Below are 23,570 nucleotides of genomic sequence, written 5' to 3' on the forward strand. Positions count from 1 at the left end.
GGACGCTCACCGCGTCGCGGCTCCGCCGGGCTTGCGGGCGCGGAACAGCCGGTCGTCCAGTGCGTAATAATGGCGCGCGGCGACGTCGATGCTGCTGGCGTCGATTTCTTCGAGGTCGAAGCCGGCGGCGCGGATGCGGTCGGCGAAATCGGGGCCATATTGGCGCACATGATCCCACTGGCCAAAGCGGCGCTCGCGCTCGCGCGGGGGGATGTCGAAACTGCCATCTTCGGTCGGCTTGGTCCAGAGCGGCACGATCAGCCAGGCTTCGCCGCCCGGCTTCAAGGCGCGGTAGATGTTGCGTAGCACCGCCATGTCGTCGGGCACATGCTCCATCACATGGCTGGCGTAGAACAGGTCGTAGCGGTCGGTGACGGCCAGTTCCATCAGGTCGATTTGCGCCATGTTGGGGACGGTATAGCGCGACGGATCGAGATCGGCGGGCATATAATAAGCGGCGGCGGAAAAGCGGCGGACGAGGCTGGCTTCATTGGGCGCCATATGCAGGATCGCGCCTTCGGTTGGCACGGTCAGGCGGCCATTGGCGATCAGCCAGTTCATCAACCGTTCGCGCGGCGATGCGCCACATTCGGGGCAGCCCCATTCGCCATTGTCGCCATAGCGGAAGAAGCCCACCACGGTCGCGCCACAGGCCGGGCAGCCCCGCTTGCGCCGCACGCCCGCAGCTTTGCGCGCCTGGAGCGCGGTTCGGGTCAGATGCTTGCCGACGGCCTTGGCCACCCGCTGGACAGTAATCACGGCATTCTCCGCTTGGGAACAGGGGATGGGCTATACAATATCGCGGGCGTTTGACGAGGGGGGGGGGTGAGAGGCCTTGTATATTCTCGAAGGCATCTCCTTGCAGGGGAGATGGCTGAGCACAGCGCCGACGGAGGGGTGTTGCCCTATCGTGAGGGTGACACCCCTCCACCGGCTTCGCCGGTCCCCTTCAACAGAGTCACGTGCCTCTGTTGAACCTTCCAGGGGAGGATTTTTTTCGTCAGTCCACCACCCCATCCGCCGCCGCGATGATGGGCGCGAATTTTTCGGCGGTCAGGCTGGCGCCGCCGACCAGGCCGCCATCGACATCGGCGATGGCCATCAGTTCGGCGGCATTGTCGCCATTCATCGACCCGCCGTACAATATGCGCATGCCTTGCGCTTCGTCGCCGATCCGGCTGGCGAGCGCAGCGCGCAAGGCGGCGTGCATGGTCGCTACGGCCTCCATCGTCGGGATGCGGCCAGTGCCGATTGCCCAGATGGGTTCATAGGCGATGGCGAGCCAGTCCGCCGCTGCGCCGTCGGGCAAGGAGGCGAGCAGTTGCGCCGACACCACCGCTTCGGCATCGCCCGCGTCGCGCACGTCCAGGCTTTCCCCCACGCACAGGATGACGCGCAGGCCCGCGGCCTTGGCGGCCAACGCCTTGGCGGCGACATCGCTATCGGTTTCGCCCTGGTCCTGCCGCCGCTCGCTATGGCCGACGATGGTCCAGTTGGCCCCCGCTTCGGCCAGCATCGCCGCCGAGAGGCAGCCAGTATGCGCGCCGCTTGCCTGCATGTGGCAATCCTGCGCGCCGATGAAGGCACCGCCCTTGCGTGCGTCCGCCGCGGCGATCAGCGTGGCAGGCAGGCAGAGGCCGACCTCTACCGCTGGATGCTGCGCCGCGCGCGCGCCGATGGCGGCGACCTCGTCCAACGCAGCCTGCATCCCGTTCATTTTCCAGTTGCCGACAACCAGCTTGCGCCTGCCCATCGTCTATTCCCCTTATTCTTTATTGCTGCACGTCGCCCCGCCCCCGCCGCCGCGCGCCAGTCTGCTGTGGCGTCGCGTCTCCATCGGAAGGGACATGGACTGGTCAGAGGCGATGAACGGCGCTCGCGCATTTGTCCAGTGCAAGCCTTGCCGCCGCGCGCATCCGCCCTTAAAGCGGGCCGCCATCCCGCCGCAGTTCGGATATTTTCATGCTTTCTGTCTTTCGCCGCTTCATCAAATCCCGTTTCGGGGCAGTGTTCGCGCTGCTATTCTTAGGGACGATCGCCGCAGCCTTCATATTGGGCGACCTGTCGAGCGGTCAGTTCGGGACCAGCTTTGGCGGTGGCAGCACGGCAGCCAAGGCCAAGGGCTATAAATTGACCGAAACCGAGTTGCAGGAGCGGGTGCAGCGGGTGTTCGACAATGCGCGCCGGTCCGACCCCGGTCTGCAGATCAACGATTTCTTCGCGCAGGGCGGCGCGGCGCAGGTTTATGACCAGTTGGTCGCGTCACTGGCGCTGCGCGCTTTTGCCGACGATCAGGGCATGCACATCTCAAAGCGGCTGGTCGATGCGCAGATCGCGCAAATTCCGGCGTTTCAGGACGCAGCCGGCAATTTCAGCCAGGAGAATTTCCGCAATCTGCTGGCACGCGAGCGGCTGACGGAAAAGGATTTGCGCGACGATATCAGCCGCGAAATCCTGCAGCGGCAATTGCTGACCCCGATCGGCATGGGCGTGAAGCCGACCGACAGCCTGGTCTTGCCCTATGCCTCGTTGCTGCTGGAAGCGCGGCAGGGCACGGTTGCGGCGATCCCGGCGGTCGCGTTCCTGGACGAGAAAGACCCGACCGACGCGCAACTGGCCGATTTCTACAAGCGCAACGCCGATCGCTTCACCATCCCCGAACAGCGGCGCATCCGCTATGCCGTGGTCGATGCCGAGCGTTTCGCGCAAGCCTCGCAGCCAAGCGATGCGGAAATCACCGCCGCTTATAGCCAGAACAAGGCCGCCTATGCCGCCAAGCAGAGCCGGACGATCGAGCAGCTGGTGCTGCCGACCGAGGCTGCTGCCAAGGCGATTGCCGACAAGGTGAAGGGCGGCGTATCGCTGTCCGCCGCTGCACAGGGCGCTGGCCTGGCGGTGGCGACGCTGGCCGACCAGACCCCTGCGACACTTACCACCACGGCGGGCAAGGCTGCGGTCGATGCCGCCTTTGCCGCCAAGCAAGGCGATCTGGTTGGTCCCGTGCGCGGGCCGCTCGGCTGGCTGTTGCTGCGTGTGACGGCGGTCAAGGACATTCCTGCCCGCGCGCTGGCGTCGGTGCGGGACGAAATCGTCGCGACGCTGCGGACGCAGAAGGAAAAGCAATTGCTGGCCGACTTTACCGGCAAGCTGGAGGATCAGATCGCCGATGGCGGGACGTTCGAGGAAGTGGTCAAGGATAATGGCCTCAAGCTCGAAACCAGCCCGCTGCTGCTCGCCACCGGCAAGCAGGTCGAGGATCAGGCCTATGTAGTCGCGCCCGACGTGCAGCCGCTGCTGGCGCCCATCTTTGCGATGAGCGCGGATGATGATGCGCAGATGGTGCCGATCACCCCCGACAAGCGCTATGCGCTGATCGCGCCGGGCGAGATCGTCGCCGCAGCGCCCCCGCCACTGGCCAAGGTCAAGCCGATCGTGCAGGCGCAATATAAGCTGAACGCCGGGAACGATAAGGCCAAGGCATTGGCCGAACAGATCCGCGCCAAGGTGGCCAAGGGCATGAAGTTGGCCGACGCAATTGCACAAGCCGGCGTCAAGCTGCCCGCGCCGCAGACGCTGGGTGGCAAGCGCGCCGACATCATGCGCGGCGAGCAGCGCCCACCGGCCGAAATCGCCATCCTCTTCTCGATGGCGGCGAACACGGTCAAGACGCTGCCGATCGGCCAGGATCGCGGCTATTTCGTGGTCCAGCTCAACGCGATCGAACGGGGCGATGCCAAGAATCAACCCGAATTGATGGCGCAGATGCGCGACCAGCTGGGCGAAGTGATCGGCCAGGAATATGGCCAGCAGTTCGAGCGCGCGGTCGAAAAGCATCTGAAGGTCACGCGCAATGCCAATGCGGTCGAAGGCGTGCGCAGGGCGCTGGCCGCCACCACCAGCGGCAACCAATAAGATGATCGCAGGCGGGGGCGACGCAGCGGCGCGGGCGGCGTTGGAGCGCGGCGAGTCCGCGCTGGTGTGGCGGCGGCAGATTGCCGACACCGACACGCCGATTTCCGCCGCGCTCAAATTGTTCGAGGCCGATCGCGGCGACTATCTGCTCGAATCGGTCGAAGGCGGCGCGGTGCGTGGCCGCTACAGCCTGATCGGCCTGGCCCCCGACCTGGTGTTTCGCGCCCATGGGCAGAGCGCCGCGATCAACCGTCACTGGGCGACCGACCGCGACGCCTTTGCGCCGCTGGAGGCGGGTGCGCTGGATGCGTTGCGCGATCTGGTTGCCGAATGCCGGGCGGAGATGGACCCGGCATTGCCCGCGGCGCTGGCCTGCCTGGTTGGTTATTTCGGCTATGAGACGGTGGGTTTGGTCGAGAAACTGCCCCGCCCTGCCCCCAATCCGATCGACCTGCCCGACATGCTGTTCGTGCGGCCGACCGTCATCCTGATCTTCGATCGCTTGGCCGACCAACTCTATCTGGTCGCGCCGGTGTGGAAGGGCAGTTTTGCCGACGCGGATCGCGCCATCGCGCAGGCGCTGGAGCGGATCGAGGCCACCGCCGCGCGGCTGGCTGCGCCGATCCCGGCCGCCCCCGCTCCGGCCGACATTGCCGACGTTGCGGTGACCCCGGTGCTGGAGCCGGGCCGCTATGCCGCCATGGTCGATCGCGCCAAAGAATATATCGTTGCGGGCGATATTTTTCAGGTCGTGCTGGCACAGCGTTTCACCAGCCCCTTCACCCTGCCGCCGATCGCCCTCTACCGCGCGTTGCGGCGGATCAATCCGTCGCCCTTCCTCTATTATCTCGACCTGCCCGGCTTCGCGCTGATCGGTTCCAGCCCCGAAATCCTCGTCCGCGCGCGCGATGGCGAAGTCACGATCCGGCCGATCGCAGGCACCCGCCCGCGCGGCAAGAACGCCGTGGAGGATGCCGCCAACCGCGAAAGCCTGCTCGCCGATCCCAAGGAGCGGGCCGAACATTTGATGCTGCTCGACCTTGGGCGCAACGATGTCGGCCGCGTGGCGACGGCGGGCAGCGTGACCGTGACCGACAGCTACACCGTCGAATTTTACAGCCATGTCATGCATATCGTGTCCAACGTGGTCGGCCGCCTGTCGCCAGAGAAGGACGCGCTCGACGCGCTATTCGCGGGCTTTCCGGCGGGCACCGTGTCCGGCGCGCCCAAGGTGCGCGCCTGCGAAATCATCGCCGAGCTGGAACCCGAAACGCGCGGCGCTTATGCGGGCGGCGTCGGCTATTTCGGGCCGGACGGCAATATGGACAGTTGCATCGTCCTGCGGACCGCCGTGTTGAAGGATGGCGTGATGCATGTGCAGGCGGGTGCGGGCATCGTTGCGGATTCGAACCCCGACTATGAACAGCGCGAATGCGAGGCCAAGAGCGGCGCGCTGCTGGCGGCGGCGCGCGAAGCCGTGGCATTAGCGCGGGATGCGGGGTTCGGGCAGTAAACGGGGCTAAGGCTTATCGGCACGCCCGCCATCCGGTCGCACCGCGTTCGGCCTGGTCGAGATGGAAATGGTCGCGGTGCGCGGCATTATAGTCGGGTGACAGGACGGTCGCAAACAGGTCGCACGCCCCGTCGCGCACGGCGCGCAGGAATTGCGCATCCTCGCCCTCACCTTTCCAATCGCGCAGCACGCTGATGCTGCGGCCGTCGGCCAGGGTGAAACCGGCCACGTCGAGCGCATCGGCGGTCGCATGTTCGCTATAGTCGCCTTCGCTGCGGCCATACATGCGGCGGCAGCTATAGCTGCCCAGATGGCGCACGGACCGTACCGACTGGCCGTAGATGCGCTGGGCGGCGGGCTGCACGACCTGCCACTCCCATAGTTTGAGCGCGGCGACGACCGGGCAGGACGGCGCGACCGACGCCGGGGCCAGCGCGATCGCGTCCTTTTCCGCGCGCAATCGCACCGCATCGGCATAGGCGCACTGGTCGGTGCCGCCCGGCTCCACCGCGACATAATCGACGCCCGCCCGGTCGAGCAGCGCGCGGCATTGCGCGGCGTCACCGGTCAGCGCGGTCAGCTTGCGCCCGGTGAACATGCCGATCGGTTGGCTGAGGTCCAGGTCGGTCCAGGGCATGTCCTGCGGCCGCTGCCGCACCAGCGCATAGCCAAGCAGCAGGAGAAACAGCAGGACGGCGAGCAGGACGAGGCGGCGGAGGGTCACATGAAGTTTGCGCATGGCTCAAGCACGCCTGACCCGCGCCATAGGTTCCGACGTGACCGGATATCCCAGATGATCGGGGATGCATAAATGCCGCTCGCCATCCCGCTCCTCCTGCCAGGGCCGTACTTTTTCGACAGGATAGGCGCGCGCATGGGCGACGAGGTCAGCATAGTTGGCGCACAGGGCCAGCCGCTCCAGATTGCGCCGGGTCGGATAGATCACCTTCCCCTCCCCCGCATCGCATTGCGCCAGCGTGGCCGCCGCGCCGCTCCAGAACAGCTTTACATTTTCGGTCGTATCGACGGTGGCCATCTGCCCGTCCGGCGCGCGGGCGATGTAGAAGCGCGTGTCGAATATCCGCGTCGCCTGATCGAAGGGCGCGGGATGCCAGCGGGCGAAGGGCGTCAGCGCATCGAACGCGACGCTTAGGTCATGCCGGTCGAGCAGAGTGCGCAAGGGCACGCCATCCTGCAGCCCGTCACGCAGACGCAGCACGGTTGCCGCGTCCACCACGCCATGCAAGCCAACGCCCAGCCCGGCTTCCTCGATCGTCTCGCGAATCGCGGCGATGCGCGCGGCGGCTTCGTCCTGCTCCAGTCCATGGTCGATGCGCGCGGCCAGATCATGATCCTCCGCATCAACCGCGCCGCCGGGAAAGACCAGCGCACCAGCGGCAAAGGCCATGGTGCTGGCCCGTTCCATCATCAATATATCCGGCGGCCCATCGGCCCGGTCGCGCACGATCACGACGGTGGCAGCCGGACGGCTGCGCTGTTCCAATTCTGTCATGAGACCGCCTTAGGCGCGCGGGGCGCTGGCGGTAAAGTCCTTCGAGCAACCCCAAAGGGAGGGGTTGGTGGAGCCTAGCGGGATCGAACCGCTGACCTCGTCATTGCGAACGACGCGCTCTCCCAGCTGAGCTAAGGCCCCAAAGGAGCGCTGCCTATAGGCGAGGGATTTGGCGCTTGCAACGGTCTTTTTGCACGATCGCTTGCGCCGCCGCCGCGCGCGGTGCCAAAGCGTTGGCCCGTTCCACAAGAGGCCCCTATGCCGACCATCGCCCTGCTGATCATCTCCAATGTCTTCATGACCATTGCCTGGTATTGGCACCTCAAGGGCGGGATGGAGAAGCCGATCCTGCTGGTCATCCTGATCAGCTGGGGCATCGCGCTGGTCGAATATTGCTTTGCCGTGCCCGCCAACCGCATCGGCTATGCCCATGGCTGGAGCGCGGGGCAGCTCAAGGTCGCGCAGGAAGCGATCGCGCTAGTCATTTTCGGCGGCTTCATGGTCACCGTGCTGGGCGAACCGCTCCACTGGCGCCACCTCGCCGCCTTCGCCTGCATCATGGGCGCGGTGGGGTTTTTGTTCGTGGGGAAGTGAGTCGGATCAGGGCAGCAGGAGCGAACTGTCGCCATAGCTGTAGAAACGATAACCGCTGCCAATGGCGTGAGCGTAGGCGGCCTGCATCCGGTCGCGGCCCATCAGGGCGCTGACCAGCATGAAGAGGGTCGATTTGGGCAGGTGGAAATTCGTCATCAGCCCGTCGATGGCGCGGAAGCGGTAGCCGGGGGTTATGAAGATGCGGGTTTCGTCGGCGAAGGGGTGGATGATGCCGTCTGCGCTCGCCGCGCTTTCCAGCAGGCGCAGCGACGTCGTGCCGACCGCGATCAGGCGACCGCCCGCCGCGCGCGCGGCGTTCAGCCGGTCGGCGGTGGCTGGTTCGATCCGACCCCATTCGGCGTGCATGCGATGGTCGTCGGTGTCGTCGGCCTTGACCGGCAGGAAGGTGCCTGCGCCGACATGCAGCGTCAGCGTTTCCGTCAGGACCCCGGCGTCCGCCAGCGCCGCTATCAGGTCCGGCGTGAAATGCAGCGCGGCGGTGGGGGCGGCGACGGCGCCATCCTCGCGCGCGAACATGGTCTGATAATCGCTGACGTCGCGTTCGTCGGTCGGGCGCTTGCTGGCGATATAGGGGGGCAAGGGCATGCGGCCGGCCCGTTCCAGCAGCACTTCCACCGGCTCGGTGCCTTCGAAGTCCAGCGTCACGCCGCCATCTTCGTCGCGCGGCCCGGCGATCGCGGTGACGCCTGCGCCGAAGTCGATCCGGTCGCCATCGCGCACCCGCTTGGCATTGCGCAGAAAGGCCTGCCATTGGCGCAGGCCCAGGCGCTTGTGCAGCGTCGCGCCGATCCGCGCTTCGCCACGCGTCCCTTCCAACTGGGCAGGGATGACGCGGGTATCGTTGAAGACCAGGACGTCGCCCGCACGCAGCAAGCCCGGCAAGTCGCGCACCGTGAGGTCGGCGAAGTCCCCTGCCCCCGGCACCAGCAACAGCCGTGCGGCATCGCGCGGGCTGGCGGGGCGCAGCGCTATGTTTTCCGGCGGGAGGTCGAAGTCGAACAGGTCTACGCGCATCGGTCTATCTGTTTCGTGTGATCAAGCCAGCAACCGTTCGTGTCGAGACGGGCGCGCCGCTGCGCGAGCGGCTTCTCGACTTCGCTCGAAGCGAACGGAAAGCTGTGGCCTATTATTGTTCCGGTGCAGGCGCGGTGATCGAGGGGGCGGCGGGGGCGGCCATGCCGGGCATCGGCGTCGTCACCGGCGGCTTGCCGTCACTTTCGATCGAGGCCTGCAGGATCGTGCTGGGATTGGCGGGCGGTTCGCCCTGCGCGATCGAATCGACATATTGCATGCCTTCGATCACGCGACCGAAGACGGTATATTTCTTGTCGAGCTGCATCCGGGGCAGCAGGACGATAAAGAACTGGCTGTTGGCGCTGTCCTCGCTCTGCGCACGCGCCATCGACAGGGTGCCGCGCAGATGCGGCATCGGGTTGAATTCGGCCTTGAGGTCGGGGAGCTGCGATCCGCCGGTGCCGTCGCCCTTGGGGTCGCCGCCCTGCGCCATGAAGCCGGGGATGACGCGGTGGAATTTCAGGCCATTATAGAAGCCCTGGCGCGTCAGTTCCTTGATCCGCTCGACATGCGCAGGCGCGATGTCGGGACGCAACTGGATGCGGACGCGGCCGCCGGTCGACAGGTCCAGATCCCAGATATTCTGCGGATCGGCCGGGACGGTCGCGGGCGGCAGCTTGGGGGTAAGGTCGGTTTCCAGCGACTTGGCATTGTCCTGCGCGCGCACGGCAGCCTCGGCCCGCTTCGCTTCGTCACCCCCGCCGCCACCGGGCGCACCCTGCGCATAGGCAAAGCCGGAGGTTGCGAGGGCGACACCGATCGCCATGGTCTTGAGCGCGCAGGTGAAACGCATGAAGCAGACTTCCTTGATCTTATGGGCATAGGGCCAAGCCGCCCTGATAGCGCGCTGATCGCGATTGGCAACTGAACGCAGGCTGAGCGGAATTATACCCCGCCCTTGCGGCCCATCTTTTCGACCCGCGCCACGACTTCATCGCGCACGGCGGGACTGACGAATTTGTGGATCGGCCCGCCGTACAGCGCGATCTCCTTGACCAGGCGCGACGCGATCGGTTGCAGGCAGACGTCCGCCATCAGGAAAACGGTCTCGACACGCGCATTGATCTGCTGGTTCATGCCCGCCATCTGATATTCATATTCGAAGTCGGCAACGGCGCGCAGACCGCGCACGATGACGCTCGCCCCTTGCGATTCGGCGAAATCCATCAGCAGCGAATTGAAACCGATGACGACGATGTCGGCGTCGATTTCCGCACATTCGCGCCGCACCATGTCCAGCCGCTCTTCGTCCGAGAACATGGGCGATTTGGCGATATTGGTCGTGACCCCGATCACCAGCTTGTCGACCAGCTTCGCGCCGCGCCGGATGATGTCCATATGGCCCAGGGTGATGGGATCGAAGGTGCCGGGATAGACGCCGATACGCTGCTTGCTCATGGGGCTTAGCGATCCCTTTCGATGATATAGTCGGCGATGGCGCGCAACAGGTCGGCCTCCGCGCCATAGCCGTGCAGATGCGCCTTGGCCTGATCGACCAGCATATGCGCCTGCGCCCGTGCGCGGTCGACGCCCAGCAGCGACACAAAGGTTTCCTTGCCGGCCGCCGCATCCTTGCCCAAGGCCTTGCCCGCCAAGTCCGCGTCGCCCTCGACATCCAGCAGATCGTCGGCAATCTGGAAAGCGAGGCCAATGTCGCGGGCATAGCCATGCAGGCTGGTGCGCGCCTCCACCGGGATGCGCGCCATGATCGCGGCCGCCTCGACGCAGAAGGCGATCAAGGCCCCGGTCTTGAGATTTTGCAGGCGGGTGACGGTGGCGAGGTCGAAGCGCGATTTTTCCGCCTCCAGGTCCATCATCTGGCCGCCCGCCATGCCCGCCGGACCACTCGCGAGCGCGAGCGCCCTGACCAGGTCGATGCGGACAAACGGGTCGGCATGAGTCTGCTCGTCGGCCAGGATTTCGAAGGCGACATCGTGCAGGCAATCGCCGGCCAGGATCGCGCTGGCTTCGTCAAAGGCCTTGTGGACGGTCGGCTTGCCGCGGCGCATATCGTCATCGTCCATAGCGGGCAGATCGTCATGGATCAGCGAATAGACATGGATGCACTCGACCGCCAGGCCGACCCGCAGCGCCGATTCGCGCGCGATGTTGAACAGGTCGCAGGTCGCTTCGACCAGCAGGGGGCGCAACCGCTTGCCGCCACCGATCGCGGCATGGCGCATCGCTTCATAGAGGCGTGCGCGCGCATCGTCGGGCACGGGCAAGAGCAGGTCGAACGCATGATCGATCCGCGCGGCGACATCGCGCGAACGGCTGGTCAGCAACGCCGCCGACGAAACATCCCCCCCCATGCCGCTTAGTCCGCGCCGAACGGCTGCGCGCCGGTCACCGCGCCATTGGCGTCGACCGTCAGCTTGGCGATCCGCGCCTCGGCCGCCTGCAGCCGGTCGGCGCAGCGTTTGCGCAACGCTTCCCCCTGGGCATAAAGCGAGATCGACTCATCGAGCGGCACATCGCCGCTTTCGAGCCTGCGCACGATCGATTCGAGGGCGCGTAACGCATCCTCGAACGAAAGCTGGGTGGGGTCCGGGGCTTGCGTGCTGCTGTCGGTGGCCATGCCCTTGCATTGACCGCCACCGCTCGCCCGGTCAAGCCCGCAGCGGACAATCGGGCATATGCCTTATGGTTCGGACAGCCCACTGACTGCACTGCGGCATGACGTCATATCAAGCGCATGGCGGGAATAGCGCAGTTTTGCGTTGACGCATCATGCTGCACACGCACATAAAAGGATCGCTATGAAATCTTATATCACCCTGATCGCCGCCGCGAGCCTTGGCTTGCTGTCCGCCTGCAACCAGAATGACGAACCCGAAGTCGTGGGCGGCCCCGCCGACCCGATGGCTGCGGAACTCGCCAACGCCGCGCCCGTCGAGCTGCCGCCGTCGGTCAAGGCCAACAAGCAGTTCCGCTGCAAGGACAACAGCTTGCTGTTCGTCGATTATATGAGCGACGACAAGACCGCGCTGCTGCGCACCGAAAAGGGCGGCGCAGCCACCACCCTGAAGGCAGCCGAAGCCGGTCAGCCCTTCACCGCCGAGGGCGGCTACACCATCGACGGTTCGGGCGACAATGTCACCATCACCGTCCCTGGCAAGAGCGCGCAGGCCTGCCACGTTTAAGGCGGCCTGATCCTTTCAACCATTTCCAGGCCGGACCGCCCCTAACGGTCCGGCCTTTTTCTTGTCCGCGCATTGGGGGGTTTCGCCCAATTGTCGGTGGTCAGGTAGGGCGGTACCCGAACCCGAAAGCGACCATTAGCTAGACGTGATAGGACTTCTTAGATTTCAAAGGGCGGATCACGCTGTCAAACTACGGGATTAAACACCTAGGCAAATTTGGTGGTGCTGATATCTCTTAGGCCATGCTCACGCCCGAACAGATCGAAGCCATTCTGAACGACACTTTTTTTACTTGGGGCAAAGAGCGGGAATCCGAGATCGCTAGCGGCATCAAGTTCGCTCATTACACAAGCGCTCAGGTCGCCGTGGATATTATCAAGGCCCGCGATGAGGATCGTTGCCTGTGGCTCCGTAATGCCATGCTAATGAACGATTTCAGTGAGATCGAATATGGCCAGCAATTGCTCCGACTTACCCTAACGAATGAGCAGCTTTGCAATAGGCTTATTGAAGCTTGCAACGGAATTCATGAAAGTATTCTGAGCGCTTTCACTATGATGGACCAAGAGGTCTACGCCATCAAGCGCAGCACCTACCTATTAAGTCTTGCGCTTCATAAGGGAGCCGAACTTCATCAAGGCAAGCTCAGCATGTGGCGTGCCTATGGGGGAGATGCGAACGTCTGCATCCTTCTCAATCCCGAAGCTTTCATGACGCCCCAAACGGCCTACGACGTCGTGATAGCTCCGGTTGATTATGGCGGCCCTAGCAAGTTCGTGGCGGGCATCGCGCATATTGTTGAAGCGATGATAGCGAACCGGGATGCGCTGCGGCAGATCGATCCAGAAACGGTTAAGACAAACCTGAAATACGCAGTCGACGTAATGATCCTTTCGGCAAAACATCCGGGTTTCGAGGAGGAAAATGAGTGGCGAATTATTCACCGAGCACAACTAGCCCCCGTTGCAAATAGCCCCCCTAGCAAGATTGTCAGCATCAATGGTATTGTGCAGAAGGTATTTTACTTACCGATGCGAAACATACCCGAACATCAGGTGCAAAATGCGGACATAAACAGTTTGTTGTTTAAGATCCTCATTGGCCCGACTCCCAATCCGAATTTGGTTTGGGAGGGGTTTGTGACATTGCTGGATGAAAACGGCGTAAAAGATGCGGTAGACAAGGTGATCGCCTGCAACATACCTCTGCGACGATGAGCCAATTATCGTAGCTAAGGGTATGTAGATATTCGACCGGATCTAATCGAACCTGTTACCACCAAGCCGTGGCTGCCGATTGGGCTTCCTTTTCGGAAGAGCGGGAACTGGCGCAATGGCGCTTACTACCGCCCGTATTTCTTTGCCCCTCTGCGCGCAATGGCAGCAGGCAAGTACGGGAGAGGCGCGACAGCCTCTTATCCCGTTTCTCCCGCCCGATCGACGCATGTCCACCAAAGCATGCACGCCGCCATTGCTCTCCGCCCACGCGGCCGCTAAAGGCGCGGCATGTCCAGCACCGCCACCCAGATCACCCCGGAAATCGTCGCCGAACATGGCCTGAGCCCGGAAGAATATGACCGCGTTCTAAAGGCGATCGGCCGCGCGCCGAACCTGACGGAACTTGGCATATTCTCGGTCATGTGGTCGGAGCATTGCTCGTATAAATCCTCCAAGATCCACCTGATGAAGCTGCCGACCACTGGCCCGCAGGTGATTTGCGGCCCCGGCGAAAATGCCGGCGTGGTCGATATCGGCGATGGGCAAGCGGCGATCTTCAAGATGGAGAGCCACAACCACCCGTCCTATATCGAACCCTATCAGGGCGCGGCGACGGGCGTCGGCGGCATTTTGCGCGACGTGTTCACCATGGGCGCGCGGCCGATCGCCAACATGAACGCGCTGCGTTTCGGGCGACCCGATCACCCCAAGATGCGCCACCTGATCTCTGGCGTGGTGCGCGGCATTGGCGGCTATGGCAATTGCGTGGGCGTGCCGACCGTCGGCGGCGAGGTGAATTTCCACCCCGCTTATGACGGCAATATCCTGGTCAACGCCATGACGGTGGGCATCGCCGACACCGACAAGATTTTCTACAGCGCCGCGTCAGGCGTGGGCAATAGCATCGTCTATGTCGGCTCCAAGACCGGGCGCGACGGAATCCATGGCGCAACCATGGCGAGCGCCGATTTCGGCGATGACGCCGATGCCAAGCGCCCCACCGTGCAGGTTGGCGATCCCTTCACCGAAAAGCTGCTGATCGAAGCCTGCCTCGAACTCATGGCGTCGGACGCGATCGTCGCGATTCAGGATATGGGCGCGGCGGGCCTCACCTCCTCCAGCGTCGAAATGGCGTCCAAGGGCGGCGTTGGCCTGCTGCTCAACATGGATGCCGTGCCGCAGCGCGAAACCGGCATGACCGCCTATGAAATGATGCTCTCCGAATCGCAGGAGCGCATGTTGATGGTGTTGAAGCCCGGCCGCGAAGCCTTTGCCGAAGCCATTTTCCACAAATGGGAACTGGACTTCGCGATCATCGGCGAAGTGACCGACAGCGGCCGCATGGTGCTGGTCCATCATGGCGAAACCGTGTGCGACATTCCGCTCGCCCCGCTGGCCGATGATGCGCCGCTCTATGATCGCCCGTCGATGCCGGTGGAAGACTATAAGGCCTGGTCGGGCGTCAAGCCGCTCGGCGACATTCCCGAAAGCACCGACATCGGCGCGGACCTGCTCAAACTCATGGGCAGCCCCGACATCGCCAGCCGCCGCTGGATCTGGGAACAATATGATCACATGGTCGGTGCCGACACCGTCCAGCGCCCCGGCGGCGACGCCGCAGTCGTCCGCGTCCATGGCAGCCAAAAGGGCATCGCAATCAGCACAGATTGCACCCCGCGCTATTGCTATGCCGACCCCTATGAAGGCGGCAAGCAGGCGATCGCCGAATGCTATCGCAATCTGAGCGCGGTCGGCGCAACGCCCCTGGCGGTGACCAACTGCCTCAACTTCGCCAACCCGCAGCGCCCCGAAATCATGGCGCAACTGACGGGCTGCCTGGATGGCATGGGCGATGCCTGCCGGGCCTTGGACTTCCCGATCGTGAGCGGGAACGTGTCGCTCTATAATGAGAGCAAGGCGACCGGCGGCGGCAGCGCCATCTTGCCGACGCCTGCGATCGGCGGGATCGGCTTGCTGGCCGATGTGGATGCTATGGCGACGGTGGCATTCAAGAATGAAGGCGACGCCATCTGGCTGATCGGCGGAGAAGGCACGCATCTTGGCCAATCCATCTGGCTGCGCGAAATCGCCGGTCGCGAAGCAGGCGAAGCGCCCAAGGTCGATCTGGCCGCCGAACGCGCCCATGCCGACACCATCCGCGCCCTCGTCGCTTCGGGCACCGCCAACGCGGTCCATGATGTGTCCGACGGCGGCCTGATCGTCACCATCGCCGAAATGGCCTTGGCGGGTAAGATCGGGGCAACACTTGACCTCGCGCTCACGACTACGTCTGCCTTTGGCGAAGATCAGGGCCGTTACGTCCTGACGACGGCCAATGACATAGACGTGCCCGGCGCCGTCCGCATCGGCACCGTTGGTGGAGCCGCAGTAGCGGGCGTAGCCCTCACCGACCTGCGCGCCGCGCATGAAGGCTTCTTCCCCAAATTGATGGACAGCGAACTCTAACGATTGGGTATCACGCCTGTCCGCAGGCGAAGCATATGCCCAATCGCCATGTCTCGTAGATCCAGTGATCAGGCCGATTGGGCAGCGTCACATGAATCAGCCAGGGTTGCCCTGCGGTCAATGACTGCAGAACGACCCTGCACGTCACGCGCGCATAGCGATCGGCAACTGGCCTACCCTGCTTGATCGCCTCCGCCGCCCCACCATAGGCCCACCTGTATACGCATCGGCAATCTCGATAGCGACCGCGCCTCCTCCACGATATCGTTCTTATGATTCCGCACGCGCATCAGCCGCGCGCCTTGATAGATAATTATTCGCAATAGCATTGACTCTGCGAAACGTTCTCAATAATTCCCCGGTCAGCAATCAGGGGGAAACATTCCATGTCCAACACCACATCCACGCCATCATTCCTGGCCTTGTCCTGCGTCGGCGCAATGGCCTTCGCCACGGCCGCACAGGCCCAAGAGGCCACATCGGGCCAGCGTCTGGGCGGCATGACCGTCACCGACACGGTCATCGACGAATCCGCAGTCAAAGTCGAAAAGGCGGAATCGCCCAAATATGTGCGCCCCCTGCTTGACACGCCGCAAACCATCACGGTCATCGGCAAGGCTACGATCCAGCAGCAAAATCTGCTGACGCTACGCGATGTTCTTTCGACCGTACCGGGCATTACCTTCGGCGCGGGCGAAGGTGGGTTTGGCTATGGCGATCGGATCATCTTGCGTGGTCAGGATGCCAAGAATGATGTGACCATCGACGGTGTGCGATCGGGTGCCTTCCTCAACCGCAACGAGGTCTACAATATCGAGCAGGTCGAAGTGACCAACGGTGCCAATTCGGTCATGAACGGCGGCGGCTCGGTTGCCGGCACGATCAATCTGGTGACCAAGCGGCCGCTGGCGGACGATCAGACGATGCTCAGCGCAGGTATCGGCACGGACAATTATTACCGAGCGACCGTGGACACGAACAAGCGCCTGAACGACCTGATCGCGGTGCGGATCAACGCGGTCTATCATGAAAATGACGTACCCGGCCGCGATGTCGAAGATTATAAGCGCTGGGGCATCGCGCCCGCCATCACCATCGGCATCGATGGCCCGACCAGCCTGACCATTCAGGCCGAGCATCTGGATGACAAGGCGATGCCGCAATATGGCCTTCGCTATTATGCCAATAATGGCGGATTTCTCGAAGAATTCGACCGCAGCGGCTATTATGGCTTTGCCAATCTCGACCGGCAGGACAGCAAGACCAATAGCCTGCAAACCATTTTCAGCCATGCATTCAGCGATAAGTTGAAGATCCGCAACCTCACGCGCTATGAAAATATCCAGCAGAATACCGTTACCAGCCAACCCAACGGGACATTCTGCCTGTCCACCAATTTGCAGCCGATGGATATCAACGGTGCCAGCGCGCCCTGCACCGTGACGAGCGGAGGCGTCACCACCAGCGTTCCTGCAGGCTATTATCTGCCGACCGGCGGACGCGGCGTGCAACGGCTCATCTCCAACAGGACCGCCTATAATCAGTTCGACATCAGTGCCGATTTCGAAACCGCCGGGATTACCCACAGCTTGGTGCTGGGCGCATCGGCCATGTGGGAGCAATATCGCCAGAAGCAGGGCACGTTGCCGCGCAATGCAGACGGCTCCACCCCCGCCTTTCCGCTCGTCAGCATATCCAATCCCGGCGAAGTCGTCTCCGGTCCGGCAGGCTACACCTATGGCAGCAATATCTACACCGGGCCGGTCAACTTCATCCTCGCCAGCAATAATGTCGGCGAGCAGACCAGCTATGCCGCTTATCTATTCGACGCCATCAAGTTTAGCGACTTTTTCGAGATCAATGGTGGCGTCCGGTACGAAAAGGCCAAGGGCTTCAACCGTTCGTTCAGCTATGTGACAACGCCAGGTGCGGCCAATCTCGGCGCCATCAATGCCGTCACCGGCCCGTTCCGTGTGAACGACAATCTGTTTTCCTATCGGATCGGTGCCGTGGTGAAACCGACGCCCAACACCAGCCTGTATGTTGCCTATGGCAACTCCAAACTGCCCTCGAAAGTATCGGTCGATGGCTCCTGTGCCGCGCTGACCTGCAACGTTGAGCCGGAAACCACCAAAAATTATGAGATCGGTGCCAAGGCCGATTTGTTCGATGCCAAGCTCTTGTTGACCGCCGCCATCTTCCGCAACGATCGCGACCAGATCAAGGTCGTGTCGGGCGACCCGACCTTGCCGGACCAGGCGACCGATGGCCACCAGCGGGTCGAGGGGCTTTCGCTCGGCGCATCGGGCAACATCACCGGCAATTGGACCATTTCGGCCAATTATATGTATCTCAAGAGCGAGATCAAACAGGGTGTGTCCGACTTCTGTCTGGCCAATCCCGGTGCGACCGATCCGACAGCGGGTACGTGCGCCAACAGTGCGGCATTTATCGATCCGACGGCGGGCTATGCGCTGACGAATACACCCAAACATTCCGGCAGCCTGTTCACCACCTACCGCTTCGATTTCGGTCTGGAACTGGGCTATGGGCTGACCTACCAGGGTAAATTCCTGCTCAATCAACCGACATTGGCCCAACTGACGGCGGGCATTTATGTCGGCTATTCCGTACCAAGCTATACCATTCACCGGCTCATGGTGAACTATCCGATCACGGACCGGCTCAAGGCGCAGGTCAATGTTCAGAATTTCACGAACGAGAAATATGTGACGACGGTGCGCAATGCCGTCGGCGGCAGCTGGGCGCAACCCGCACCGACCCGATCGGCTGTCTTCAGCCTCAACTACCAGCTCTGATCCCGCATACCCCGACACTGTCCCGGTCGGGGAAGGACGGACGGCGATCTACCCTCTCCTCAGGTCGCCGTCCGCCCGCATTCGCACGAGGTCAAAGTCGCGATTGATTCGCATTAGTCATTGCCCTATTCAAGACCGAGCAACGGATGGAAAGGGGGGCGCTGTTATGCTTCACGCTGCAATTCAACCCATGACGGACGATGACAGTGCTACATTCGCCGACCGTCCTCCGGTGCCATCGGCCCCTCTCGTTTCGCCAACGATATACACTGCCGCCCGCGATCCCTATGGTTTCAGCAGGCAGCCCAATATTCCGGCGATTATGGTTATCATTCTGGTCCACGCCCTGTTGATCGGCATGCTGATCCAGGTGCGCAGCCATGTGATACGCGTGCAGGAAGCAAAACTGACTGTCGTCAACCTCGCACCGCCGCCACCCCCGCCTCCCTCTGCCTCGGCAGCGCCGCCGCAACCATCGTCACATGAGGTCATCGCCCCGCCGCCGATCGTGCAGACGCCCGTTCCCATGCCCCAGGCTGTCCAGACATCCCTCGCGCCACAGGCCGTTTCCGCCCCCGCACCGACTCTTGTGGCCGTCGCTGGCCCGGCCGCGCCGACCGCCCTGCCACCCGCCCCGCCCAGCCTCATTCAGGGTGGCGATATCGGGACGCAGATGGTGTCGGGCAAACCGCCCCGCTATCCGATCGAGAGCCGCCGCAAGCGCGAGCAGGGCACGGTCGTCCTCCAGTTGATCCTGGGGGTCGATGGGACGGTCGAAACGATCATGGTCAGCCAAAGCAGCGGCTTTTCCCGGCTCGACAACGCCGCACGCGATGCGGTGAAGCACTGGCGCTGGAAACCTACGCTGCGTGATGGTCAACCGATGCGGGTGCGAGGCCTTGTCGAAATCCCCTTCGTCCTGCGACCCGATCCTGATTAACGGAAGCCCCTTAATTCCATGCTGATCGCCATTCCTGACCTGCTCGATGCGCCGGGCATCGCCGCCATTCGCGCGCTGATCGACCCAACGACCTGGGTCGATGGCAATGTGACATCGGGCCATCAATCCGCGCTGGCCAAGCGCAATCTGCAATTGCCCGAAGACGCGCCCGCCGCCATTTCGGCGGGGCAGGTCATCCTCGACGCGCTGGGCCGGTCGTCCCTGTTCATCGCCGCTGCGCTGCCGCTCAAGATTTTTCCGCCGCTATTCAACAGCTACGAAGGCGGACAGGCCTTTGGCATACATGTCGATAACGCCGTGCGTATACAGGCGGGCACTGGCGTTCGGGTACGCTCGGATCTCTCGGTCACCGTGTTTCTGGAGGCACCCGACGCCTATGAAGGCGGCGAGCTGACGATCGAAACCAATTTCGGAGTGCAACAGGTAAAATTGCCAGCGGGTCACGCCGTGGTGTACCCGTCATCCTCCCTGCACCGCGTGGAGCCGGTTACGCAGGGACGTAGGGTCGCGAGCTTTTTCTGGGTCCAGTCGATGATCCGGGACGATGGAGCACGGCAGATGCTGTTCGACCTCGATCGCAGCGCTCAAGGCGTAGCCGCGGCATTGGGCCATGATCATGGCGAGGTCATCAGGCTCACCGGCGTCTACCATAATTTGCTGCGCCGCTGGGCCGAAGCCTGACAGGGCAGCGTAACCCGTGGCGGAGCGGCCGTGCCCTGATCGAACATCGTGGGGGCGGCTGTCGCCATCCCCCCGGATTCGCACATCCCCCTTGCACCCCTTGCGACACCCCGCCTATCAGCAGCGCAAAGGGATAAAGAGGATTGCGGGCCGATGAGCTATTATGATGTTCTGATCGTGGGTGCGGGCCATGCCGGCGCGCAGGCGGCGATTTCGCTGCGCCAGCACGGGTTCGAGGGCAGCGTCGCGATGATCGGCGACGAAAAGGACCCGCCCTATGAGCGCCCGCCCTTGTCCAAGGAATATTTCGCAGGCGACAAGAGTTTCGACCGCATCCTGATCCGTCCCGCCACCTTCTGGGGTGAGCGCAACATCGACATGCTGCTCGGCCGCCGCGTCAAGAGCGTCGATCCGGTCGGCAAGTTCGTGACGGTCGGCACCGAGGAAATCGGCTATGGCAAGCTGATCTGGTGTACCGGCGGCACCCCCCGGATGCTGACCTGCAACGGCGCAGATGCGTCCAACGTCCATGCGGTGCGCCGCCGCGACGATGTCGATGCGATGATGGCAAAGCTCGACAGTATCAATCATGTCACCATCATCGGCGGCGGCTATATCGGCCTGGAAGCCGCCGCCGTCCTGACCAAATTCGGCAAGACCGTCGTGCTGCTCGAAGCGCTCGACCGGGTGCTGGCGCGGGTCGCGGGCGAACAATTGTCGCGCTTCTACGAAGCCGAACATCGCGCCCATGGCGTCGACCTGCGCACCGGCGCGCGGATGGACTGCATCGAGGTTGTCGATGGCGAGGCAACCGCCGTGCTAATGGAAGATGGCGAGCGGATCGAGACCGATATGGTGATCGTCGGCATCGGCATCATCCCCGAAACCGGCCCGTTGATCGCGGCGGGCGCAGCGGGCGGCAATGGCGTCGACGTCGATGAATATTGCCGCACCAGCCTGCCCGACATCTATGCCGTGGGCGATTGCGCCGCGCACGCCAACCGCTTCGCCGGTGGCGCACAGATGCGGCTCGAATCCGTGCAGAACGCCAATGACCAGGCCAAGGTCGCGGTGGCGCACATCCTGGGCAAGGAAGAGGCTTACAACGCCGTGCCCTGGTTCTGGTCGAACCAATATGATCTCAAGCTCCAGACCGTCGGCCTCTCCACCGGCTTCGATCAGGCGATCACCCGCGGCGATCCAGCGACGCGCAGCTTTTCGGTCGTCTATCTGAAAGGCGGCAAGGTCATCGCGCTCGATTGCGTCAACATGGTCAAGGATTATGTCCAGGGCCGCGCCCATGTCCTGTCCGGCGCGGCGCTTGACCAGACGCAACTGGCCGATGCCAGCGTGCCGTTGAAGGAAGTCGGGCTGGCATAAAGTAAAAATCCGTTCGGCCCCGGACTTGATCCGGGGCTGTCGAAGCCCTTTTCTTCTACTTAAGAAGAGCGGCCCTTCGACAGGCTCAGGGCGAACGGAAACATATACCTACCCCCGAAAACTCGCCTTCATCGCCAGCTCCCAAGGCCCTCCGCGATAATGCCACGCCGCCAGCCCGGCGATCACGAAGGGTCGCGGCACAAAGTTCGCCCGCAACTGCTCTGCCAGCGCCTTCGCTTCCGCAGGCGCAACCTTGTTCTGCACCGTCACATGCAGCCGGGGTCGCGCCTGGTCCTGCGGCGTCAATAGCCCCGTAAACGCCTCCGCCAGTTCGTCGCGCATCGCCGCCAGTTCCGGGCTGTCGATCCGATAGGCCACCCCCCGCCCCAGCATCATGACCTCGCTCAACCGCGCCGCCGGAGCCGGTCCCCGACACAAGGCCTTGAGCCGATCCCTCACCTCCCCCAACACCGAAGGCGGCAGATGATGGAACAGCGTGATATGCGCCGACAGAAAATTGCGTTCAGGCGGAAAATGCGCCCGGCGCAGCCCGTCCGCCCAGGCGAAGTCCGCCGCCCCCATCAGCGCGCTGACGATGATGGGGGCCGGTGGGGCAGCCTCAACCAGCCGGATGCGCCTTCAACCATTCCAGCACGGGTTCAGGCTGGGTTTCGCCATAGGGGTCTTCATCTTCGCCACTATCGTTGATTCCGGGCTCCTCGAACCAGGCAACGATCTTACCGTCTTCCACGACCATGGCGTACCGCCAACTACGGTCGCCAAAGCCCAGATGGTTCTTCTTGATCAACATGCCCATCCGCCGGGTAAAATCCCCCGACCCATCGGGCAACAGCTTCACATTTTTGAGACCCAATTGCTTGCCCCACTGGAACATGACGAAGGCATCGTTGACCGATATGCAATAGACATCATCGATACCGACCGCCTTGAAATCATCGTACGAACGCTCGAACGCCGGGCATTGCTCGGTCGAACAGGTCGGCGTGAAAGCACCAGGCAGCGAGAACACCACGGCGCGCTTGCCCGCGAACAAGTCGCCGGTCTGCACATCCTGCCAGCGATAGGGGTTTGGCCCCTCGACGCTTTCATCGCGCACGCGCGTCTTGAGCGTCACATTCGGTACGGTTCTTCCGAGCATCAGTGCGTCTCCCAATCAGGGCCGCCTTGTCGCACAGGCGGCAAGCATCTTTATGGGGATTAGGAAGCCGGACGGCAATCGCGCCCTGCCTTCAATCGACGCAGCGCCTCAAAGCTCGCCGCGCGAACGCCTTATTTCGAACCATTTGCGCACATTCTCATTATGCTGCTGATAGGTGTCGGCGAAGATGTGGCCGCCCTTGCCGTCCGCGACGAAATAGAGCGCCTTGGTCTCGGCCGGATGCAGCACGGCGAGGATCGACAACCGCCCCGGATTGGCGATCGGCCCCTTGGGCAGGCCGACCATCGCATAAGTATTATAGTCGTTGACGTCGGCAATCTCCGACTTGCGGATGCGCCGACCCAACGGCTTGCCGCGCGTGATCGGGTAGATGATCGTCGGGTCGGCCTGCAACATCATATTGGTGCGCAGGCGATTGCTATAGACGCCCGCGACCGTCGGCCGCTCGGCGGCAACGGCGGTTTCCTTCTCGACGATACTGGCCAGGATGACCGCTTCCTTCGGCGTCTTTGCGACCGTATTGGGCGCGCGTTCGGCCCATAATTTGGCCAGCGCCTCGTCCATCGCCGCTTGCATGCGCTTCAGCACGGCGGCGCGCGGCTCACCCTTGTCGAAGGCATAGCTGTCGGGCAGCACGCTCCCCTCCTCCGGCACGGGAATGTCGCCGGTCAGTTGGTCATTCGCCATCAACCGCTCATGCACCAGGATGGAGGGCATGCCTTCGGGAATGGTGATCAACCGGGTCAGCGTCTTGCCGCCCTGCAGGATGGAGAGAATATCGCTGTTGCTGGCCCCGGCCGGAATGACGAACTCCCCCGCCTTGATCGGCGTGCCCGCCCCGAAAATCTTGGCCCGCGTCAGGAAAGCATCGGCCGACCGCACCGCGCCCGCCTGTTTCAACAGCACCGCCGCATCGGACAGCGTAGACCCCTCGCGCACGACCACGCTGACATCCTGGGCCGCCGGCCCCTGTTCGGTCCAGCCCGCCACGAAGCGAAAGGCAATGAAAGCCGCAACGGCGAGGCCGATCAGCAGGACGATACAGCCCAGTCGTTGCTTCGAATTCCGGTTCGATCGTCTTGCCATCATCACCATC

Annotated in this window: 22 protein-coding genes and 1 tRNA gene; 10 read left to right on the forward strand and 13 right to left on the reverse strand. The window is 63.1% G+C overall.

All coding sequences use genetic code 11. From position 1 onward, the window contains the following. Nucleotides 1-6 precede the first annotated feature (6 nt). Nucleotides 7-759 (reverse strand): class I SAM-dependent methyltransferase, encoded by a 753-nt coding sequence (locus ACZ2HM_RS06045; RefSeq protein WP_037476653.1) that lies wholly within the window; start codon nucleotides 757-759, stop codon nucleotides 7-9. A gap of 241 nt (nucleotides 760-1,000) precedes the next feature. Beyond that, nucleotides 1,001-1,753: a triose-phosphate isomerase gene (gene tpiA, locus ACZ2HM_RS06050; protein WP_037476654.1), complete on the reverse strand. Its 753-nt coding sequence runs from the start codon at nucleotides 1,751-1,753 to the stop codon at nucleotides 1,001-1,003. Between the two features lie 209 nt (nucleotides 1,754-1,962). Here tpiA and ACZ2HM_RS06055 point away from each other — a divergent pair, with 209 nt between their 5' ends. After that, a complete protein-coding gene (locus ACZ2HM_RS06055; RefSeq protein WP_470426496.1) occupies nucleotides 1,963-3,912 on the forward strand; it encodes a peptidylprolyl isomerase in 1,950 nt (649 codons plus the stop codon). A gap of 1 nt (nucleotide 3,913) precedes the next feature. Then, nucleotides 3,914-5,425, forward strand: a complete 1,512-nt coding sequence (gene trpE, locus ACZ2HM_RS06060) for an anthranilate synthase component I (protein ID WP_470426497.1) — start codon at nucleotides 3,914-3,916, stop codon at nucleotides 5,423-5,425. 13 nt (nucleotides 5,426-5,438) lie between these two features. On the opposite strand, the gene ACZ2HM_RS06065 is transcribed toward trpE, so the two are convergent. The 3 genes from ACZ2HM_RS06065 to ACZ2HM_RS06075 form a co-directional block, all read right to left on the reverse strand. Further along, the gene (locus tag ACZ2HM_RS06065; protein WP_037476488.1) at nucleotides 5,439-6,164 is read right to left on the reverse strand and encodes an extensin-like domain-containing protein; all 726 of its coding nucleotides are present in this window, start codon (nucleotides 6,162-6,164) and stop codon (nucleotides 5,439-5,441) included. 3 nt (nucleotides 6,165-6,167) lie between these two features. Continuing rightward, nucleotides 6,168-6,938, reverse strand: a complete 771-nt coding sequence (locus ACZ2HM_RS06070) for an NUDIX hydrolase (RefSeq protein ID WP_037476487.1) — start codon at nucleotides 6,936-6,938, stop codon at nucleotides 6,168-6,170. A 65-nt stretch (nucleotides 6,939-7,003) separates the two neighbouring features. After that, nucleotides 7,004-7,079, reverse strand: a tRNA-Ala gene (locus ACZ2HM_RS06075). A 117-nt stretch (nucleotides 7,080-7,196) separates the two neighbouring features. Here ACZ2HM_RS06075 and ACZ2HM_RS06080 point away from each other — a divergent pair. After that, the gene (locus ACZ2HM_RS06080; RefSeq protein ID WP_037476486.1) at nucleotides 7,197-7,532 is read left to right on the forward strand and encodes a DMT family protein; all 336 of its coding nucleotides are present in this window, start codon (nucleotides 7,197-7,199) and stop codon (nucleotides 7,530-7,532) included. Between the two features lie 6 nt (nucleotides 7,533-7,538). On the opposite strand, the gene queA is transcribed toward ACZ2HM_RS06080, so the two are convergent. From queA to ACZ2HM_RS06105, 5 genes are all read right to left on the reverse strand, one after another. Further along, entirely contained in the window at nucleotides 7,539-8,567 is a 1,029-nt protein-coding gene (gene queA / locus ACZ2HM_RS06085) for a tRNA preQ1(34) S-adenosylmethionine ribosyltransferase-isomerase QueA (protein ID WP_470426498.1), read from the reverse strand. A 112-nt stretch (nucleotides 8,568-8,679) separates the two neighbouring features. Continuing rightward, nucleotides 8,680-9,420: a peptidylprolyl isomerase gene (locus tag ACZ2HM_RS06090; RefSeq protein ID WP_069066529.1), complete on the reverse strand. Its 741-nt coding sequence runs from the start codon at nucleotides 9,418-9,420 to the stop codon at nucleotides 8,680-8,682. Between the two features lie 92 nt (nucleotides 9,421-9,512). Next, nucleotides 9,513-10,025, reverse strand: coding sequence for a pantetheine-phosphate adenylyltransferase (gene coaD, locus ACZ2HM_RS06095; protein WP_470426499.1), 513 nt, complete (start codon nucleotides 10,023-10,025; stop codon nucleotides 9,513-9,515). Nucleotides 10,026-10,030: 5 nt separating this feature from the next. After that, a complete protein-coding gene (locus ACZ2HM_RS06100) occupies nucleotides 10,031-10,939 on the reverse strand; it encodes a polyprenyl synthetase family protein (RefSeq protein ID WP_310222688.1) in 909 nt (302 codons plus the stop codon). A 5-nt stretch (nucleotides 10,940-10,944) separates the two neighbouring features. Continuing rightward, on the reverse strand, nucleotides 10,945-11,205 hold the full coding sequence (locus ACZ2HM_RS06105; protein ID WP_037476479.1) for an exodeoxyribonuclease VII small subunit: 261 nt from the start codon (nucleotides 11,203-11,205) through the stop codon (nucleotides 10,945-10,947). Nucleotides 11,206-11,386: 181 nt separating this feature from the next. On the opposite strand from ACZ2HM_RS06105, the gene ACZ2HM_RS06110 reads away from it, so the two are divergent. The 7 genes from ACZ2HM_RS06110 (at nucleotide 11,387) to ACZ2HM_RS06140 (ending at nucleotide 21,294) form a co-directional block, all read left to right on the forward strand. Beyond that, the gene (locus ACZ2HM_RS06110; protein ID WP_037476478.1) at nucleotides 11,387-11,770 is read left to right on the forward strand and encodes a hypothetical protein; all 384 of its coding nucleotides are present in this window, start codon (nucleotides 11,387-11,389) and stop codon (nucleotides 11,768-11,770) included. A 242-nt stretch (nucleotides 11,771-12,012) separates the two neighbouring features. Further along, the gene (locus tag ACZ2HM_RS06115; protein ID WP_470426500.1) at nucleotides 12,013-12,987 is read left to right on the forward strand and encodes a DUF2971 domain-containing protein; all 975 of its coding nucleotides are present in this window, start codon (nucleotides 12,013-12,015) and stop codon (nucleotides 12,985-12,987) included. Nucleotides 12,988-13,275: 288 nt separating this feature from the next. Then, entirely contained in the window at nucleotides 13,276-15,453 is a 2,178-nt protein-coding gene (gene purL / locus ACZ2HM_RS06120; RefSeq protein ID WP_037476472.1) for a phosphoribosylformylglycinamidine synthase subunit PurL, read from the forward strand. Between the two features lie 386 nt (nucleotides 15,454-15,839). Next, a complete protein-coding gene (locus ACZ2HM_RS06125) occupies nucleotides 15,840-18,272 on the forward strand; it encodes a TonB-dependent receptor (RefSeq protein ID WP_470426501.1) in 2,433 nt (810 codons plus the stop codon). A 322-nt stretch (nucleotides 18,273-18,594) separates the two neighbouring features. Further along, nucleotides 18,595-19,212 (forward strand): energy transducer TonB, encoded by a 618-nt coding sequence (locus ACZ2HM_RS06130; RefSeq protein ID WP_443210927.1) that lies wholly within the window; start codon nucleotides 18,595-18,597, stop codon nucleotides 19,210-19,212. Between the two features lie 18 nt (nucleotides 19,213-19,230). Beyond that, nucleotides 19,231-19,914, forward strand: coding sequence for a Fe2+-dependent dioxygenase (locus tag ACZ2HM_RS06135; protein WP_470426502.1), 684 nt, complete (start codon nucleotides 19,231-19,233; stop codon nucleotides 19,912-19,914). 153 nt (nucleotides 19,915-20,067) lie between these two features. Continuing rightward, on the forward strand, nucleotides 20,068-21,294 hold the full coding sequence (locus tag ACZ2HM_RS06140; RefSeq protein WP_470426503.1) for an NAD(P)/FAD-dependent oxidoreductase: 1,227 nt from the start codon (nucleotides 20,068-20,070) through the stop codon (nucleotides 21,292-21,294). 108 nt (nucleotides 21,295-21,402) lie between these two features. Here the strand turns inward: ACZ2HM_RS06140 and ACZ2HM_RS06145 are convergent, their stop codons facing one another. From ACZ2HM_RS06145 to mltG, 3 genes are all read right to left on the reverse strand, one after another. After that, nucleotides 21,403-21,876 carry a 2'-5' RNA ligase family protein gene (locus tag ACZ2HM_RS06145; protein ID WP_470426504.1) on the reverse strand — a complete coding sequence of 158 codons (474 nt, stop codon included), beginning with the start codon at nucleotides 21,874-21,876 and terminating at the stop codon, nucleotides 21,403-21,405. Nucleotides 21,877-21,913: 37 nt separating this feature from the next. Further along, entirely contained in the window at nucleotides 21,914-22,453 is a 540-nt protein-coding gene (locus ACZ2HM_RS06150; protein WP_470426505.1) for a redoxin family protein, read from the reverse strand. Between the two features lie 108 nt (nucleotides 22,454-22,561). Continuing rightward, the gene (gene mltG, locus ACZ2HM_RS06155; protein WP_470426506.1) at nucleotides 22,562-23,563 is read right to left on the reverse strand and encodes an endolytic transglycosylase MltG; all 1,002 of its coding nucleotides are present in this window, start codon (nucleotides 23,561-23,563) and stop codon (nucleotides 22,562-22,564) included. Nucleotides 23,564-23,570: the final 7 nt, after the last annotated feature.

This window comes from Sphingobium sp. KKT206, assembly GCF_055640555.1.

What these genes read in the sequence shown, in the direction of transcription:
- ACZ2HM_RS06140 (WP_470426503.1), top strand. Translation starts at nt 20,068, where the DNA reads ATGAGCTATTATGATGTTCTGATCGTGGGTGCGGGCCATGCCGGCGCG.
- ACZ2HM_RS06145 (WP_470426504.1), bottom strand. Translation starts at nt 21,876, where the DNA reads ATGGGGGCGGCGGACTTCGCCTGGGCGGACGGGCTGCGCCGGGCGCAT.
- ACZ2HM_RS06125 (WP_470426501.1), top strand. Translation starts at nt 15,840, where the DNA reads ATGTCCAACACCACATCCACGCCATCATTCCTGGCCTTGTCCTGCGTC.
- queA (WP_470426498.1), bottom strand. Translation starts at nt 8,567, where the DNA reads ATGCGCGTAGACCTGTTCGACTTCGACCTCCCGCCGGAAAACATAGCG.
- ACZ2HM_RS06070 (WP_037476487.1), bottom strand. Translation starts at nt 6,938, where the DNA reads ATGACAGAATTGGAACAGCGCAGCCGTCCGGCTGCCACCGTCGTGATC.
- coaD (WP_470426499.1), bottom strand. Translation starts at nt 10,025, where the DNA reads ATGAGCAAGCAGCGTATCGGCGTCTATCCCGGCACCTTCGATCCCATC.
- ACZ2HM_RS06135 (WP_470426502.1), top strand. Translation starts at nt 19,231, where the DNA reads ATGCTGATCGCCATTCCTGACCTGCTCGATGCGCCGGGCATCGCCGCC.
- mltG (WP_470426506.1), bottom strand. Translation starts at nt 23,563, where the DNA reads ATGATGGCAAGACGATCGAACCGGAATTCGAAGCAACGACTGGGCTGT.
- ACZ2HM_RS06115 (WP_470426500.1), top strand. Translation starts at nt 12,013, where the DNA reads ATGCTCACGCCCGAACAGATCGAAGCCATTCTGAACGACACTTTTTTT.
- ACZ2HM_RS06055 (WP_470426496.1), top strand. Translation starts at nt 1,963, where the DNA reads ATGCTTTCTGTCTTTCGCCGCTTCATCAAATCCCGTTTCGGGGCAGTG.
- ACZ2HM_RS06090 (WP_069066529.1), bottom strand. Translation starts at nt 9,420, where the DNA reads ATGCGTTTCACCTGCGCGCTCAAGACCATGGCGATCGGTGTCGCCCTC.
- ACZ2HM_RS06130 (WP_443210927.1), top strand. Translation starts at nt 18,595, where the DNA reads ATGGTTATCATTCTGGTCCACGCCCTGTTGATCGGCATGCTGATCCAG.
- ACZ2HM_RS06150 (WP_470426505.1), bottom strand. Translation starts at nt 22,453, where the DNA reads ATGCTCGGAAGAACCGTACCGAATGTGACGCTCAAGACGCGCGTGCGC.
- tpiA (WP_037476654.1), bottom strand. Translation starts at nt 1,753, where the DNA reads ATGGGCAGGCGCAAGCTGGTTGTCGGCAACTGGAAAATGAACGGGATG.
- trpE (WP_470426497.1), top strand. Translation starts at nt 3,914, where the DNA reads ATGATCGCAGGCGGGGGCGACGCAGCGGCGCGGGCGGCGTTGGAGCGC.
- purL (WP_037476472.1), top strand. Translation starts at nt 13,276, where the DNA reads ATGTCCAGCACCGCCACCCAGATCACCCCGGAAATCGTCGCCGAACAT.
- ACZ2HM_RS06065 (WP_037476488.1), bottom strand. Translation starts at nt 6,164, where the DNA reads ATGCGCAAACTTCATGTGACCCTCCGCCGCCTCGTCCTGCTCGCCGTC.
- ACZ2HM_RS06080 (WP_037476486.1), top strand. Translation starts at nt 7,197, where the DNA reads ATGCCGACCATCGCCCTGCTGATCATCTCCAATGTCTTCATGACCATT.
- ACZ2HM_RS06100 (WP_310222688.1), bottom strand. Translation starts at nt 10,939, where the DNA reads ATGGGGGGGGATGTTTCGTCGGCGGCGTTGCTGACCAGCCGTTCGCGC.
- ACZ2HM_RS06110 (WP_037476478.1), top strand. Translation starts at nt 11,387, where the DNA reads ATGAAATCTTATATCACCCTGATCGCCGCCGCGAGCCTTGGCTTGCTG.
- ACZ2HM_RS06105 (WP_037476479.1), bottom strand. Translation starts at nt 11,205, where the DNA reads ATGGCCACCGACAGCAGCACGCAAGCCCCGGACCCCACCCAGCTTTCG.